The organism is Nonomuraea marmarensis (assembly GCF_043197025.1).
GTDB classification, from domain to species: Bacteria; Actinomycetota; Actinomycetes; order Streptosporangiales; family Streptosporangiaceae; genus Nonomuraea; species Nonomuraea marmarensis.
Window position 1 is genome coordinate 121316 of sequence record NZ_JBICRM010000027.1, and the last position, 15840, is coordinate 137155.

Below are 15840 nucleotides of genomic sequence, written 5' to 3' on the forward strand. Positions count from 1 at the left end.
GATGGTGTTGGTCGTGGGCGGTGTAGCGAACAGTGTGCTGGCCATCACGATCAGGAGGTCGGCGGCAGCTCGCCCTGGACGGCCTGGATGTCCAGCTCGACCTTCAGGGTAGCCCCGATCAGTGAGATACCCGCCTGGACCACCTGGTTGTAGTTCATCGCGAAGTCGGCACGGTGCAACTCGGTGACGGCCCGGAACGCGGCCCGCAGGCCACCCCACGGGTCGGGGCTGGTGCCGAGGTAGGCCAGGTCGAGGTCGATCGTCCTGGTGATGCCGCTCATCATCACTACGCCGTGCAACGTCCACCGGTCCGGACCCGCGGAAGAGAGCCCGGTGCTCCGGTAGTAGATCGTCGGGTGGGCGGCGACGTCGAGGAAGTCCGGCGAGCGCAGGTGCGCGTCGCGGGTGCCGTTGCCAGTGTTGATCGTCGCGGCGTCGATCTCGGCCACCACGCCGGACGTCTCGGCGATCGCGCCGACCTCGATCCGGCCGGCGAACGACGAGAACCGTCCCTGCACGCTGGACAGTCCGAGGTGTTGCGCGGTCGCGGCGACCTTCGAGTGGGCCGGGTCGATGGTCCACACGCCGGGAGGCGGCAGTTCCATCCCGCCTCGCCGGGCGAGGACCAGCGTGCCCAGGTCGGCGGTGCCGGACGCGGTGGCGATCGCCGTCGAGGCGATGGGCGTGTACCCGACCGCGGTGACGACGACGGTGTAGACGCCGGGAGCCAGCGGGGCGGTGGCCACCACGCCCTCGGTGTTCGCTTCGGCCCGGAGGACCTGGTTGCCGGACATGTCGGTCACGGTGACGACGGCGTGCTGGACGGCCCAGCCGTCCTTCGTGCGCATCTGGGCATGCAGCCCGCGCCGACTTATGGGTGCGTTGTCCGGGGCCTGAGGGCCTGCGTACATGGGGATCCTGCTTTCACTTCACACGGGGCGGCCGTTGCGCGCCGCCGGTCTGGCGTTCCGGCCGTGCCGGGCGCCGGCTCGGCCCGGCCGCGACTCCATCCGCGGCCAGGCGTGCCTGATGTCACTCCGAGTGGCCGAGCCAGATGTCCTGGCCGTCGTCGCCCTGCCCGGGGAGGGTGACCGCGTTCGCCACGGGCGGGTACCCGGTGGCGATGACGGTGTACTGGTCGCTGGTGAGGTCGGCGAAGGCGTACTCACCGTCCTCGCCGGTCGTCGCCGTGCCGACGATGTTGCCCGTCGCGTCGAGGAGGGTGACCCGGGCGTCCGCAAGCGGGCGGTCCGCGCCCTTGAGCCGGATCGTGCCGCGGATCCGCGCGGCCGGCTGCAGGATGACGTGCTGTGTGGTCTCGCCGGTTCCGACCTCTACCGGCAAGGCCACCGGCCGGTGGGTGCCGGCGCTGACCGTGATCGTGTAGGTGCCGGCGACGACGCCGCTGAAGCCGTAGGTGCCGTCGGCGTTGCTCATGCCCGTGGTGACGACTTCTCCGCGTACGTCCGTCACGATGACCATCGCCTGCGCAACGGGCTTGCCCGCAAGGTCGCGCACGGTGCCGGTGAGCTTGCCGGACCCGGTGAGCACCAGGTCGAAGTCGAGCGGCCTGTCGCCGACGACCAGCGTCGCCACCTGCGGGTCGTGCTCGCTGGCCGAGGCGATGAGGACGTACGTGCCGCTGCCGGGGGTGCGCACCTGGTAGGAGCCGTCAGCCTGGGTGGCCGTAAGGCCGAGCTGGTGGCCGCGGACGTCGATCAGGGTGAGGTTGGCGTGGGGCACCGGCGTTCCGTCGCCGCCGCGGACGAAGCCGCGGATGCCGGTGCCGCCGAGGTCCTGCGGCTGCGACGTGCCGGCCGACGCGTAGGCGACGTCCGGGACGCGCAGCGGCAAGGTGGCGAGGCCGTTTTGCTCGCTGTCCGCGCCTACGGCGACCAGCTCCTCATGCGGGCGCTGGGCGTGGCGGCCGGGGCTCGTGGCCTGGGGCGAGGGGGCGTTCGCAGCGGCGGCGGGCGCGGTATCGGTGGAGGTGCGCAGCGGAACCTCCTTGATGAAGAGCACGACGACCAGCGCCAGGACCGCCAGCGGCGAGGCGTACAGGAAGAGGTCGCCGACTCCGTGGCCGAACGCGCTCTGGACGACCTCGCGCACCGGAGGGGGCAGTTCGGCCAGCTTCGGGATCGAGCCGTCGCTGCCCGGCCCGCCCTGCACGCCCAGCTTGGCCAGGCCGTCCGTGGTGTACTGGGCGACGCGGTTGGCGAGGACAGCGCCGAGCGCGGCGACGCCGGCCGTACCGCCGAGCGTGCGGAAGAACACCACCGCCGAACTGGCCGCGCCCAGGTCCGTCAACCGCACCTGGTTCTGTACGGCGAGGACCAGGTTCTGCATGGTCATGCCGACGCCTACACCGATGAGGACCATGAAGATCGCGGCCTGCCAGTACTCGGAGTCGTAGCGCAGCGTGCTGGAGAGGATGAACCCGGCGGCCAGGAACAGGCCTCCGAGGATCAGGAAGATCTTCCAGCGGCCGGTGCGGCTGATGAGCAGGCCGACGACCGTCGACGTCACGGCCAGTCCGATGATCAGGGGCAGGGTCATGATCCCGGCACTCGTGGGCGACTCGCCGCGGGCGAGCTGGAAGTACTGGCTGAGGAACGTGGTGACGCCGTACATTCCAACGCCGACCAGCAGGCTGGTCACCACGGACAGGCTGATCGCCGCGTTGGCGAACAGGCGCAGCGGGACGAGCGGCTCCTTCGCCCGCATCTCCACGAAGATGAAGATCAGGACGAGGATCACGGCTCCGCCGAGCATCGCCGCGGTCTGCCAGGAGAGCCAGTCGTACTCGACGCCGGCGAAGGAGATCCAGATCAGGAGGAGCGAGGTCGCCGCGGAGAACAGTACGGCTCCGGCCCAGTCGATCGAGACCTCGCGCTTGATCACGGGGAGGCGCAGGGTCTTCTGCAGCACGATCAGCGCGATGACGGCGAAGGGCACGGCGACGTAGAAGCACCACCGCCAGCCGAGCCAGGAGGTGTCCACGATGACGCCGCCGATCAGCGGTCCGGCGACGGTTGCGAGGGCGAAGGTCGCGCCGATGTAGCCGGAGTAGCGTCCCCGCTCACGCGGGGAGATCATCGCCGCCATGATGACCTGGACCAGGGCGGTGAGACCGCCGACGCCGAGGCCCTGGATGACACGGGCGCTGATGAGCATCGCCGGGTCCTGGGCCAGACCGCCGAGGGCCGAGCCGACCACGTAGATGATCAGCCCGAGCTGGACGAGAACCTTCTTGCTCACCAGGTCGGCGAGCTTGCCCCAGATGGGGGTGGTGACCGTGGTGGCGAGCAGTTCGGCGGTGATGACCCACGTGTAGGTGGTCTCGGTCGCGTGCAGGTCGGAGATGATCGTGGGGAGCGCGTTCGACACGACAGTCGCGGACAGGATGGCGACGAAGAGGCCGAGCAGCAGTCCTGACAGCGCTTCCAGGATCTGCCGATGTGTCATCGGCGCGGCCGACGCGGGTGCAGCCTCCCGGGCCTCGGCCCGTACTGCGGTTGTCATCGATTTCCTTTCACTGTCTGAACCGTGCGGGAGGGATGCGGTACGCGGGCACGGTGCGCGTCGAAGCTGGTGCGAATGCCTGGCGAGGAGGGCCGTGAGATCGGCGATCTCCTCGTTGGGGGTGCGTTCGACCAGGCCCTGTGCCTCCAGCTCGGCCACGTGCCTGCTGGCCACCGACCGGTCGGCCGCCGGCAGCTCCGCCAGTTGACCGATGCGCAGTTCCCCGCACCTCTTGAGTGCCTGAGGAGCGTCAGCCCCGCCATCGAGGGGGTTAACGGCAGCATTTTGATCATTGGATGACGTCGCTCAGCCGGACAAGCAGCTCCCCGCAGGTGTCGTCCGACGGCATGCCACCTCCATCTGGTTGCTTAGGGCAAACAACATATATGTGTGCCCTAAGCAACCTTCCAGTGGGTATGGGGTTGTATGTCCGATTTTGAGCGAGGCGTACGACGCGGGCCTTTCCGGCGGGCCGCGAACCGGGCGTGCGGGTCAGGTGGCCGATGAAGCGGCTCGGGCGGCTTGCAGGCCGTCATACCCGAGCGCAAGGACCGGATCGGGGAGCCGGGGAGGCAGCCCTCATGCCTTCGACGCCGATACCTACAAGCAGCGCAACCTGGTCGAACCCAACCGATCGGGACACCTGGGCGGCCGGGACAGTGCTCAGTGCGACCGGCACCTGGTCCCGCCCCTACCCCCGTACTTTCCCGGCTGAGGTGACTACCGTGGCCGCCGGCTCCACACCGCCGGCTACCGGGCGCCGGAGGCCCTCGTCGGCCAGCGGGTGGTCATGGTGGGTGGCGGTAACAGCGCCGCCCAGGTCTTCCACGAAGCCAGGACAAAGGCGTTTACGCCAGCAGAGGCGAAGTCCCCGCTCATGGGCGTTCCCTATGCACTGCGCGCCACGCCTGCGTGTCCACATGACTGAATGCAGGTGTTCCCGGATGGGCGGGGCACAGCGTTGATGTCCTGTTGCGCGTCTACGCCAAGTGCATCGACGGCCACCAGGAGATCCCCAACCGACGAATAGACGACGCCCTGGCAGCATGACGTGCCACCCGCAACCCACCGGGTCCTGGATGATCTCCGGGCCCGTTCGCGTTTCAGAGACACATTGGAAGGATCATTCCGTGTCACAGCTGCAACAACGAATGACAGCCCTGATCGCCGGAGTCGGCTACCGCAGTGACGAACCGATCGTGGTCGGAATGCAGCAGCGTGGAGCACCGCCCATCCTCCTAGCCCAAGGGCTGACATTCAGCGGCGAACCGTTGACTGTCACGACGCTCACCTACGCGGCGTCGCTATCGAAGCAGATGACCGCAGCCTGCGCGGCGCTGCTCGCCCAACATGGCGAACTGGACATGGAATCCACCCTGTCACGCTGGCTCCCTCAGCTACCTGCATGGGCCGACACCGTCCGAATCCGGCACCTCGTCCATCACACAGCAGCACTCCCCGCCGACTCCCAGATCGATGCCATCATGGCCACCGATGCCGACCGGACCACCCCAGGCGTCCTCCACGCCCTCACCCGGTTCCCAACCCTGGACCGCCGGCCGGGCACCGAACACGTCTACTCCAACGCCGGATACGTATGCCTGGCCACGGCGGTGGAACGAGCAATTGGCCAGCCGCTGCCCGACTTTGCCCGCCGCCGGCTCTTCACCCCACTGGCGATGGCCGACACCTGCTACTGGCCCGGGCCCGACCCCGCGCCCCCAGGCGCCGTGCCGCTTGCTCCTCCCCATCCCGCCCCGCTGTCCCTGGGCGACGGAGGGGTATGGACGACACTCAACGATCTGCTGCGATGGAGCCGGGCGCTCAACGCCGATGACCTCGGCATCTCAGAACTTATGCAAACCCGCGGATGCCTCGACGACGGAACACCGATCGACTACGCCTGGGGCATGGGCGTCCGCTCACACGCCGGGCACCGCGTCTATCGGCATGGAGGAGGATGGACGGGCCTGCGTGCCATACAGGCCCGAATACCCGACCTGGACCTGAGCATCGCTCTCATCGCGATCAACGACCACACCGAACGCCGAGTGATGCTCCTCGACAGCCTCCTCGACGAGGTCACCAAACCCAGCCACCCGATCCGCTGACGCATCAGAAGACTTGATTCCAGTCACGCATCAAGCCAGGAACGCCAGACTCCGCCTCAAACCGCCGCCGCATAATCCGCAGAATCGACGCTGAGCGGAATAGCCGCAGCTCATTGCCCTTGGGGCGCGACGATTTGCTCTATCGCTTGGCGCTACCGCAGATCACCGCAGTATTCCGCAGATAGAAACCGCGGGGGCGACTGCACCCGGAGAGCCCCCGACGAGGGCGAAGCCCATGGCGTGCTCAGCCACTACCACCGAACGAGCAGAGTGGTGGACAGGCCGTATGGACGGGCATGGCAGGGGCTCCGACCGACGCCTACCTCGCCGCGCCAACCGCCTCCTGCATCTCACGATGTACCGAGCGGAACCTCTGCCACCGACGACTACGCCAGGCGCATCATGGAGCAGGGGCTCGCGTTCCTGTACGCATGCGCACACAACCCGGGCGCGGCACGTACCCCATCGCCCGAGGTGGACCTAGGGTGGCACGCGTTCATGCTGGACACCCACGCCTACGGCGAGTTCTGCCAGCGCATCGCCGGACGATTCCGCCACCACAACCCAAAAGAGCCTGGCGACGACCAGGCGGCGTATCGTGAAGAAGCTGACCATCAAGACCGGCAAGAACGCCGGCCAGCACCCCTTAGTCAGGTTTCTCTCAGATCCCGACGGTCTCCCAGGTTCAGGACCAGGCGATCTCACCGGTTCGGTCGACGAAGCGTCCGGAGCCCGCGCCGGGCTTCTCGGTTGCCAGGCCGACGATCGCGTCCGTGCCCTCAGTGACGGTCTGAGGGCCGCTGTTACCGTTGAGGTCGGTCGCCGTGTAGCCGGGATCGGCGGCGTTGATGCGGATGTCTGGCAGTGCTTTGGCGTATTGGGTGGTCAGCATCGTGAGCGCCGCCTTCGAGGCGGTATATAGCGGCGCGACCACCGAAGACTCGGCCCGCGACGGGTCGTGGGTGTAGGCGAGCGAGCCCATTCCGCTGCTGACGTTGACGATGACCGGGTCTGCTGATCGGCGCAGCAGCGGCAGGAACGCAGTGGTCGTTCGGACCACACCGGCGAGATTTACGTCGAGGACACTGAGGGCGTCGGCACCGGTCAGGGTGGTGGGGTCACCGGAGGGGCCGTGGATGCCAGCGTTGTTGACCAAAACATCGATCGAGCCCTCGTGATCGGCGATATCCGCAGCCGCGGCGGCGACGGACGCGTCATCGGTCACGTCGATGCGGACGAACCGCGCGCCGAGCGCGGCGGCGGCCTGCGCGCCCTGTTCGGGGTTGCGGGCTCCGACCAGCACGGTGTGACCGAGTTCGATGAGGCGGCGGGCGGTCTCGCGGCCAAGCCCCTTGTTCGCTCCGGTGATGAAGGTGATTGTCATGTGGTCATTGTTCGGTCCACCTTTGGCATCCGGCCAGGGACGCCTCAACGGTAGGAGTAGCAGTACCACCATCGATGTCACGTTCGACGACCGGGGATGCAGGAAGATGGGTGTCATGACCACGACACCCGGGGCCGGGCTGGGCGCGATGATCCGTACGTGGCGGGAACGGCTGTCCCCGTCGGCCGTGGCGCTGCCGGTGGGCCGGGCACGCCGCGCGGTCGGGCTACGCCGCGAGGAGCTCGCCGAACTCGCCGGCGTGTCGGTCGACTACGTCGTGCGCCTGGAGCAGGGACGGGCCACGACGCCCTCGGCACAGGTGGTGGCGTCTTTGGCGCGTGCCCTGCAGCTGACCATCACCGAGCGGGATCATCTGTACCGGCTGGCCCGTCTCGTACCGCCGGCAGACGGCGCGATCTCTGACCACATTCCACCCGGCGTTCACCGTGTGCTCACCCGGCTCGGGGACGTCGCGGTCGCTGTGTTCGCGGCGGATTGGCAGCTGATCTGGTGGAATCGCAGTTGGGCTGCGCTGCTGGGCGATCCCTCGTCGTCGCCACCGCAGCTGCGCAATTTCGCCCGTGACAGGTTCCCGGTGGGTGCAGGTCCCGCTCGCCTCGCGCTATGGCCTGTGACCGAACTGGACAGGGACGCCATCGACGCCGCTGTCGTGTCCGACCTGCGCCGCGCCACCGGCCGCTTCCCTCACGACGCGCGCCTGGCAGAGCTGATCCGCGTATTGAGTGCGGGCAACCACCGGTTCGCCGAACTCTGGGCGACCGGTACGGTGGCCGCTCATCGCGAGGACCACAAAACGATCGAGCACCCCTCGGTGGGACCGGTCACGGTGGACTGCGATGTGCTGACAGACGGTGACTCCGAGTGCAAGATTGTGATCATGACTACCGTGCCCGGCAGCGCGGACGAGACCAAGCTGCGGCTCGCCGTGGTCGCTGGTCCGCCGGTCACCACGAACAGCTCGCTCATACGCCGATAGGCGGGGTGGGTGCGAGCCGTCCGCGACGGGCGGCACCCACCAGACCTCGGAGGACAGCACCTGCCGCCGGTGAGATCCGGTCGGCGACCGGAACCGGGAGCACCGCTCGTACCGCCTGCTCGGCCTGGATCTCCTCACGCTCGCGCATGTCGAGATCCTGCCGACCGTCCTCGACTCAGGGCCGCCCGGGCGGCCGTCGTCGTCGTGCCCGCGCCGCCGTGGTGCACGACGGCGGCCACCTGGCCGAACAGTGCCTGCTGGTTGACCTCGCAGACGACGAAGCAGTCGTCCCGGTCGTCGATCAGGGCCAGGTCGGCCCAGCCGTTGGAGACGAGTGCGCGGATCGCCTCGATGGCCACCCGGGCGACGTCCTTCGAAACGCGCATGCTGCCGAAGCCCACGCACACCCGTGGTGTGCCGGCGTCCAGGAACGCCTCCAACTCGGCCGGGAGTGGGCGTTCGTCCGGCCGACGTCAGGAGCTCGTGAGGATGACGAGTTGCTGGGTCGTTCGGGTCATCGCGACATAGCGGTCGACCGCTCCTTCGATGCCCTCGCCGAACGCCTCCGGATCGATGAGGACGACCAGGTCGAACTCGAGCCCCTTCGACAGCTCCGGGGTCAGCGACCGGACGCGGGACGTCCCCCGGAACGTGGGATCGCCGATGACGCAGGCGATCCCATCGGCATGCGTGGCGAGCCAGGTGTCGAGGATCGAGCCCAGATCCGAAGCAGATCCGTGTACGACGGGGACGTCGCTGCTGCGGATGGAGGTCGGCACGTTGGCGTCCGGGAGCACGGCCCGGATGACCGGCTCGGCTTCCGCCATGACCTCTTCCGGCGTCCGGTAGTTGATGCTCAGGGAGGCCAGGTCGATCCGGTCGAGCCCGATCCGCTTGAGCCGTTCCTGCCACGACTCCGTGAACCCGTGCCTGGCCTGGGCACGGTCCCCGACGATGGTGAAGCTCCGGGACGGGCACCGGAGCAGCAACATCTGCCACTCTGCGTCGGTCAGTTCCTGAGCCTCGTCCACGACGATGTGCGCGAACGGGCCGGCGAGCAGGTCCGGGTCGGTGCTGGGCAGTGCGGTCTCGTCGACCAGGCTGTTCTGTATGTCCTGTCCGCGCAGCATCGTCACCAGACCTTCACCGTCGTCATCGGCCTCGAGCAGATTGTCGACGACCTTGGCCATGTGCTCGCGTTGGGCGGCGACAGCGGCGTTATGCCGACGCCTACGTCGTGACGCCTCCGGGTCGCCGAGCCGCTGCCGTGCCGCGTCCAGGAGCGGCAGGTCGGACACCGTCCAGGCCTGGGCGTCTGCGCGCTGCAGCCGCTGAACGTCATCGGGGCTGAGCCAGGGAGCGCACATCCGCAGGTAGGCGGGTACCGACCACAGGTCTCCGACGAGGTCAGCCGCTTCGAGCAGCGGCCACGCGCGGTTGAAGGTCGTGAGCAGTTCCCTGTTCTGCAGCAGCGACTTGCGGAGCAGGTGAGCCGGGGCGTCGTCGTCGTGCTTGTCCACCAGGATCGTGAGCAGTTCCTCCCAGATCTGGTCGCGCGCCTCGTTGTGCGGCGTACCGGGATCTGGTGCTTCGAACGCCTCAGCCCAATCGTCGGCGCTCAGCCAGATGTCGGACCACTGGGTCGTGACCGTCATCCCCTTGGTGGGCGGGTTCTCGTAGAACCTGACGGCCGGCTCGATCGCCTTCACCAGGTTCACGGACGACTTCAGGAGGGCCACGTTCGGGTCGGTCTCGATCGCTGCTGCGGCTCCCTCGGCGACGAGGTCCCGCAAAGTGCAGGTCTGCACGCCTTCCTCTCCGAGGCTGGGGAGGACGTCGGCGACGTAGGCCAGGTAGGGCTGGTGCGGACCGACGAACAGCACGCCGCCCCGGTGGTGGCCGAGGCGTGGGTCGGAGTAGAGGAGGTAGGCGGAGCGGTGCAGAGCGACGACGGTCTTCCCCGTACCCGGGCCGCCGTCGACGACGAGAGCGCCACGGGATCCCGCGCGGATGATGGCGTCCTGGTCGGCCTGGATGGTGCCGAGCACGTCTCGCATCCGGGGCGACCGGTTGCTGCCCAGGCTGGCGATGAAGGCGGACTGGTCGTCGAGCGCGGCGTGCCCTTCGAACCCGTCCGGGGTGAACACCTCGTCCCAGTAGTCGCTGATCCGGCCGCGGGTCCAGCGATACCTGCGGCGGCTTGCCAGGCCCATCGGGTTGGCGTGGGTGGCTCCGAAGAACGGCTCAGCCGCGGGGGAACGCCAGTCGAGCAGCAGCCGACGACCCGCGCTGTCAGTGAGGCCAAGTCGTCCGATGTACACGGGCTCGGGGTTGTCCGCGCTGACCATGTGTCCGAGGCACAGGTCCAAACCGAAGCGACGCAGTGTGCGCAGGCGGGCGGTCAGCCGGTGGACCTCCAGGTCCCGGTCCATCGCCTGCCGGCCTGCGCCGCCGGGCGCCTTGCGCTCGGCATCGAGGCGGTCTGACAGGTCGGCGATCGACTGCTCGAGGCTCTCCGCGATGGCCGCGAAGTGCTGCTCGTCGCCGGCGATCAGCGTCGGGTCGGCCTTGGGGGCGAGGTGGTCGGGAAGGTCAAACGCGCTGGTAGTCAGGGGTTTCACGGCATCAGCTCCAATCTGAGGTCGCTTGCGACCATTGCGCGTAGCAAGGCGGACCGGTGTGACGAACCTGGCGGCCATGACGTGCAACGCTCCACCTGACGTGGAACACATGGCCGTTGCCGGTTCAGGGCGCCAGGGTTTGCAGGTTCTCGTGTTCTGAGTCCTGACATCGACGATCTAACGTGGTTCACGCGGACACGGGCGGCTTTTCTCGGCTGATCGCGTCGAGCAGCAGCTTCGCGGCCACCGTCGCCCCGTCGGTGCGGATCGTAGCGGCCACAGCCCGCGCTCGTGCGCGGGTCTCGGGGGTCAGGGCCGTCCTGAGCGCGGCCGACAGGGACTCGGTCGTCGGAGTCGGACCGTCGTGTGCCGCGCCGATGCCCAGGTCGGCCACCCGGCCGGCCCAGTACGGCTGGTCCACCGCCTGGGGTACCACCACCTGAGGGACGCCGGCCCGGGCGGCCGTCGTCGTCGTGCCCGCGCCGCCGTGGTGCACGACGGCGGCCACCCGGCCGAACAGTGCCTGCTGGTTGACCTCGCCGACAGCGAAGCAGTCGTCCCGGTCGTCGATCAGGGTTAGGTCGGCCCAGCCGCGGGCCACGACCGTGCGGCGGCCCTGCGCTCGGATCGCCTCGATGGCCACCTGGGCGACGTCCGCCGATGTGCCCATGGGCATGCTGCCGAAGCCCACGTACACCGGTGGTGTGCCGGCGTCCAGGAACGCCACCAGCTCGGCCGGGAGTGGGTGAACGTCGGGCAGGATCCATGCGCCGGTCTGGACGACGTCGAGGTCCGGCATCTCCTGCCACGGGTCCAGGATCGGGTCCGTCGCCAGCCACGGCTGGTCGCCGATGACGTAGTCGCGGACGTTGTCCACCGGTGGCAGGCCGATCGACGCCCGGTTCGTGTTGAGCGCCGTACCGAACAGCGCGTTGATGCTCTGGGCGTCCAGATCCCACAGCACCCGGTTGTCGGTCACCTCCGGCGGGAACGGCCGGCCCGGATACGCCAGCGGCGGGTGGTGCGGCGACGGCAGGGTGAGCTGCTGGAAGGTCACGGACACGGAGCGGATGCCCAGTTTCTCGGCCACCGACCGCGCGCTGGCCGCGGCCGGCATCACGCCGGTCGCCACCAACGCATCGCATCCCTCGGCCGCCGCGGTGACCGCGTCGAACTGGCTGGCGATCAACTCGGCCGCGCGCCGGGGCAGGGACGACGGCGGCGACGCCCCGGTCGTCAGCGCGCGCGCCGACTGGCCGACCGGCACCAGCGGCACGCCGACACCGGCCAACCGCTGGGCGAAGTCCTCGTCCGGCGGCGCGCACACCCGCACCTCCGCGCCGAGTTCCCGCAACCGCACCGCGAGTCCCACCAGCGGTTCGACGTCCCCGCGCGACCCATACGTCGACAACAACACACGCACTTCGCGACTCCGATTTCCGCAGGTTCTGGCCTCGGCCGACGATTCTGCGGCACGACCCGGGTCTTGCCGCAAGCCCCCCGGTGCGCTATACGTTGGGAGTGGAAAGGAGCGGATACTCCCCTTTCCCTTCATCGTCCACTGTGGACGGACAACCTCCTCGCGAAGCGGCGCCGTGCCGCGTACACCGGCACCGTCGGCCCAGGCATGACCCTGCACCCGAGATGGTCCCTTGATCCAATGGGAACGCATTGGGAACGATCAGCCGTAGTCGGCTGGCGTCGGCCGTAGCTGGCCGGACACAAAGCGAGCGATCCGTCACCGCGTTTCCGCTGGTGACGGGCCGCGACGGCCCCGCCGCCTGGACAACGCGCAGTAGCGCAGTTCCCTGTCCGTGCGGGCCCTTAGAGTGATCCAGAGGCCTGCAGTGAAGGTTACCGGGCCCTATGGTCGAAAGAAGCAGGGTTATCGATATCTCCGGCCCTGAACGGCAACCACCTCACGGAGGCGTCATGCGCACAGGCATTGTGGTCACGGCACAGCCCGGTGTGGAACAACTTGCCGTGCAGGCCGAGGAACTGGGCTTCAGCAGCTTCTGGGTCTACGACACGCCGCTGCTCCACGGCGATCCGTTCGTGGCGCTGGCCTTATGCGCGAACGCCACCAGCCGTATCAAGCTCGGTATTGGCGTGACGTCACCGGCGCTGCGGTCGATACCGGCTGCGGCGAGCGGGTTCGCCAGCCTCAACGCGCTGGCGCCAGGCAGGATCATCTGCGGCATCGGCACCGGGAACACCGCCCGGCGCACCCTGGGAATGCCGCCGACCACGATGGCCGAACTCGAGAGGTTCACCGCCGCGCTGCAGGATCTGTGCGCCGGACGCGTCGCCGAGTACCGCGAGGGAGACCGGGTCCGCGACATCCGCTTCCTGCATGCCGGGGAGCATGTGAACACCGCCGACCCCATCGAGTTCCTGGTGGCCGCCACCGGCTTGAAGGCCGCCGCCGTCGCCGGCCGTCGCGGCACCGGCATCATCTCCTTCGGCATCCTGGACCCCGCCGCCTGGCACGCGCGCGATCACGCCCGCCAACAGGCCGGGGGCGCGCCCGGCGACGCCGATTCCTACGTCATGACCGCGCTACACGTGCTCGACAACGGTGAGGACCCCTACGGCGACGCGGCTCGGGACGCAACGGGCCACATCGTCATGTCATTCCTGACCTTCGCCGCCGATACACCTGCTTTCGCCGAAGGGCTCGGCGCTGAAGAACACAACGCGGTGCAGTCCCTCCTCGACCGGCGGGGCACCACGATCGCCGCACTGGACCGGTACGTTGCGCTCTACCCCAACTACCTGGGGCGCATTTCGCCGGCAGAACGGGACCTGATCCTGCCGTCGCTGATCGACACACTGGCGCTGGTCGGAACGCGGCACGACCTCCTCGCCCGCATCGCCAACCTGGAACAAGCCGGGGTCAACGAGATCGTCATTCTGCCGGTGATCGATCCCTCGACAGAGATGGCCGAGTTCGCGAAGCTGACGTCCTAAACCGGCATTACCACCGGCTTGGGTCGACGAACCGGCCCGCGACGCGGCGACGGCGGTCATGGGGGTCAGTGAGATGACCGTCTATCGCCTCGTTCACAGCGGGCACCTGCCGACCGTCCGGGTGGGCCGGAGCTTCCGCGTTCCGGAGCAGGCCGTGCACGACTACATCAGGGAGGCAGTGCAGGACTCCGCCGTGTGAGTAACTGCCCTGGGGCGCCTGAACCAAGGTGCAAGCGGGGCGCGGCCTCATCTCGCCGCCGCGAGGTTCATGATCATTTCACGCATATTGCACGGTGGGTCGATGGAGTGGAGACGCCCAAAGCGCGAACGCAGCCCTGCGGATTTGCAAGATCGACCTTGATCAGTTCTCCCTATTGGGCGGCGTGGTCGTGGAGCTGTTCTGGGGGACGGTGCTACGAAACTCCTCGACCAGCGGCCACACCGGGCTGTCCTTCTGGTCGAAGGTATCGATATCGATTTCGATACGCTGTTGTGGCAGGTGCAAGGTTCGAACTTGCGTAGGCTGAGCCGACGGTCTTACAGTCCTGTCGCGATCATGCACTGACCAGGACATACACTCATGGCCGCTCACCTTGGCCGCGTATTGGCCGTGATCAAACTCATGACAGACCTGAGCGAGTTGCCTCTCTACCCGAAGCCGAGGCATCACCGTTCACCGCTGCGCCGCGTGACCCAGGCCACGGATGAAGACGCGGGGCATAACGGGCGCGGATCGCGTTCAGCACGATGGAGTCCGTGAGCGCCATGGTCCGGCTGATCCGTAAAATGTCATGGAACTCAAGATGTCTCGCCCGTGTTGCGGGACGTATTTCGGGACGACTGTTCCTGCGAAGACGCGACAGCAAGACGGCCACCCGTCAGCCATCCCGCAAACGACGACACCCCCAAAGGGCGGGTGCACGGCAGTTCTCGCCCCAGAGCACCGAGAGATTCATTGATCTCCGCGAGCATCTTCACGCTATTGTGCCCGAGAATGTCCGCTATGGACTCCCCTGTGATCTTAGCCAGCCTGCCTTTCGCCGTCGGCATCGTCATGCTCGGCCTGGGCCTCAGCCTGACCCTGGACGACTTCCGGCGGGTGGGCCAGTATCCGAAGGCGGCCATGGTCGCGCTGCTGTGCCAGCTCGTGCTGCTGCCGGCGATCTGCTTCGGCCTGGTGCTCGCGTTCCGGCTCCCCCCGGAGCTAGCGGTCGGGATGCTGCTGGTCTCGGCGTCGCCCGGAGGCCCCACGGCCAATCTGTTCAGCCACCTGTTTGGCGGGAACGTCGCGCTGAATGTCACGCTCACGGCGACCAACTCGGTGCTGGCCGTGATCACCCTGCCGATCGTGGTGAACCTCTCGGCCGGGTACTTCCTACCCGATGCGGCCGCCCTCGGGCTGCAGTTCGACAAGATGCTGCAGGTTTTTGTGATGGTGCTCGTGCCGGTCGCGATCGGGATGCTCGTGCGCGCGCGGGCGCCGGAGGTGGCGCAGCGGCTCAACCTCCCTGTCCGGGCACTGTCGGTCGTGGTCCTGGTCGTGGTCATCTTCGCCGTGCTGTACGGGGAGCGGGAGAACCTCGTCGACTACTTCGTCTCGGTCGGGCTGGCCGCGCTGGTTTTCAACATCGTGAGCCTGCTGATCGGCTACGGCGTGCCGCGCCTGGCTGGCGTCGACCACCGCGCGGCCACCGCGGCTGGGTTTGAGATCGGCATCCACAACACCGCGCTCGCCATTACGGTCGGGCTAAGCCCAGCGCTTTTGAACAGTGCCGAGATCGCCATTCCGGGCGCGGTATACGGCATTGTCATGTTCTTCACGGCGACCGGGTTCGGCTGGTTGATCACCCGTCGAGCTCGAATGAGCTCGTACCGGTGACTGTCCGAAGTAATGCCCGGCGACGGCATCCACAGGTCGGCAAGATTGTGCCAACAAGACTTTAACCCTTCTCGGCTGGTGTGGCCTGACGTCATGATCTGATACACCGAAGGCGGCGCCTCGAGAGTCGGCGCCCGATACCCCCTCTGCGCGCAATCAGCCGTCATAATCGGCGGCGCTGCCTTGCATGGAAGGAAATCATGCATCATGCGACGACACCTGTCTTAGCCTGGATCCACGGCTTGAAATCTGATGCGAGTGTCGTGAAATGAAGTGAGGTGCCCCCTGACCTGGGATGATTGGAGTTCTTCACGCTTCAACCAGCCAGTTCAGAAAGGCACCTCGTAAGTGCA

Annotated in this window: 11 protein-coding genes; 5 read left to right on the forward strand and 6 right to left on the reverse strand. The window is 67.7% G+C overall.

Features of this window, described 5'->3' with window-relative positions; translation table 11 throughout:
* Positions 1-50: 50 nt before the first annotated feature.
* The gene (locus ACFLIM_RS34860) at positions 51-848 is read right to left on the reverse strand and encodes a YceI family protein (protein WP_393172627.1); all 798 of its coding nucleotides are present in this window, start codon (positions 846-848) and stop codon (positions 51-53) included.
* Between the two features lie 184 nt (positions 849-1032).
* Complete coding sequence (locus ACFLIM_RS34865) at positions 1033-3525, reverse strand: MFS transporter (protein WP_393172628.1); 2493 nt, start codon at positions 3523-3525, stop codon at positions 1033-1035.
* A gap of 1130 nt (positions 3526-4655) precedes the next feature.
* On the opposite strand from ACFLIM_RS34865, the gene ACFLIM_RS34870 reads away from it, so the two are divergent.
* On the forward strand, positions 4656-5636 hold the full coding sequence (locus ACFLIM_RS34870; protein WP_393172629.1) for a serine hydrolase domain-containing protein: 981 nt from the start codon (positions 4656-4658) through the stop codon (positions 5634-5636).
* Positions 5637-6321: 685 nt separating this feature from the next.
* On the opposite strand, the gene ACFLIM_RS34875 is transcribed toward ACFLIM_RS34870, so the two are convergent.
* Positions 6322-7020 carry an SDR family NAD(P)-dependent oxidoreductase gene (locus ACFLIM_RS34875; RefSeq protein WP_393172630.1) on the reverse strand — a complete coding sequence of 233 codons (699 nt, stop codon included), beginning with the start codon at positions 7018-7020 and terminating at the stop codon, positions 6322-6324.
* A 115-nt stretch (positions 7021-7135) separates the two neighbouring features.
* Between ACFLIM_RS34875 and ACFLIM_RS34880 the strand changes: the two genes are divergently transcribed.
* Entirely contained in the window at positions 7136-8017 is an 882-nt protein-coding gene (locus ACFLIM_RS34880; protein ID WP_393172631.1) for a helix-turn-helix transcriptional regulator, read from the forward strand.
* Between the two features lie 134 nt (positions 8018-8151).
* On the opposite strand, the gene ACFLIM_RS34885 is transcribed toward ACFLIM_RS34880, so the two are convergent.
* The 3 genes from ACFLIM_RS34885 to ACFLIM_RS34895 form a co-directional block, all read right to left on the reverse strand.
* Positions 8152-8403, reverse strand: coding sequence for a hypothetical protein (locus ACFLIM_RS34885; protein ID WP_393172632.1), 252 nt, complete (start codon positions 8401-8403; stop codon positions 8152-8154).
* Positions 8404-8490: 87 nt separating this feature from the next.
* Positions 8491-10638, reverse strand: a complete 2148-nt coding sequence (gene helR / locus ACFLIM_RS34890) for an RNA polymerase recycling motor ATPase HelR (RefSeq protein WP_393172633.1) — start codon at positions 10636-10638, stop codon at positions 8491-8493.
* Positions 10639-10825: 187 nt separating this feature from the next.
* Positions 10826-12061, reverse strand: a complete 1236-nt coding sequence (locus ACFLIM_RS34895; protein WP_393172634.1) for a glycosyltransferase — start codon at positions 12059-12061, stop codon at positions 10826-10828.
* A 509-nt stretch (positions 12062-12570) separates the two neighbouring features.
* Here ACFLIM_RS34895 and ACFLIM_RS34900 point away from each other — a divergent pair.
* From ACFLIM_RS34900 to ACFLIM_RS34910, 3 genes are all read left to right on the forward strand, one after another.
* On the forward strand, positions 12571-13608 hold the full coding sequence (locus ACFLIM_RS34900) for an LLM class flavin-dependent oxidoreductase (RefSeq protein ID WP_393172635.1): 1038 nt from the start codon (positions 12571-12573) through the stop codon (positions 13606-13608).
* Between the two features lie 58 nt (positions 13609-13666).
* Positions 13667-13807 (forward strand): excisionase family DNA-binding protein, encoded by a 141-nt coding sequence (locus tag ACFLIM_RS34905; RefSeq protein WP_393172636.1) that lies wholly within the window; start codon positions 13667-13669, stop codon positions 13805-13807.
* Positions 13808-14524: 717 nt separating this feature from the next.
* A complete protein-coding gene (locus ACFLIM_RS34910) occupies positions 14525-15487 on the forward strand; it encodes a bile acid:sodium symporter family protein (RefSeq protein ID WP_393172639.1) in 963 nt (320 codons plus the stop codon).
* Positions 15488-15840 lie beyond the last annotated feature (353 nt).

Bases quoted from the DNA above. Each gene is read 5' to 3' on its own strand.
- ACFLIM_RS34860 (WP_393172627.1), bottom strand. From the start codon at position 848: ATGCGCACGAAGGACGGCTGGGCCGTCCAGCACGCCGTCGTCACCGTG.
- ACFLIM_RS34875 (WP_393172630.1), bottom strand. From the start codon at position 7,020: ATGACAATCACCTTCATCACCGGAGCGAACAAGGGGCTTGGCCGCGAG.
- ACFLIM_RS34905 (WP_393172636.1), top strand. From the start codon at position 13,667: ATGGGGGTCAGTGAGATGACCGTCTATCGCCTCGTTCACAGCGGGCAC.
- ACFLIM_RS34900 (WP_393172635.1), top strand. From the start codon at position 12,571: ATGCGCACAGGCATTGTGGTCACGGCACAGCCCGGTGTGGAACAACTT.
- ACFLIM_RS34885 (WP_393172632.1), bottom strand. From the start codon at position 8,403: ATGCGCGTTTCGAAGGACGTCGCCCGGGTGGCCATCGAGGCGATCCGC.
- ACFLIM_RS34865 (WP_393172628.1), bottom strand. From the start codon at position 3,525: ATGACAACCGCAGTACGGGCCGAGGCCCGGGAGGCTGCACCCGCGTCG.
- ACFLIM_RS34880 (WP_393172631.1), top strand. From the start codon at position 7,136: ATGACCACGACACCCGGGGCCGGGCTGGGCGCGATGATCCGTACGTGG.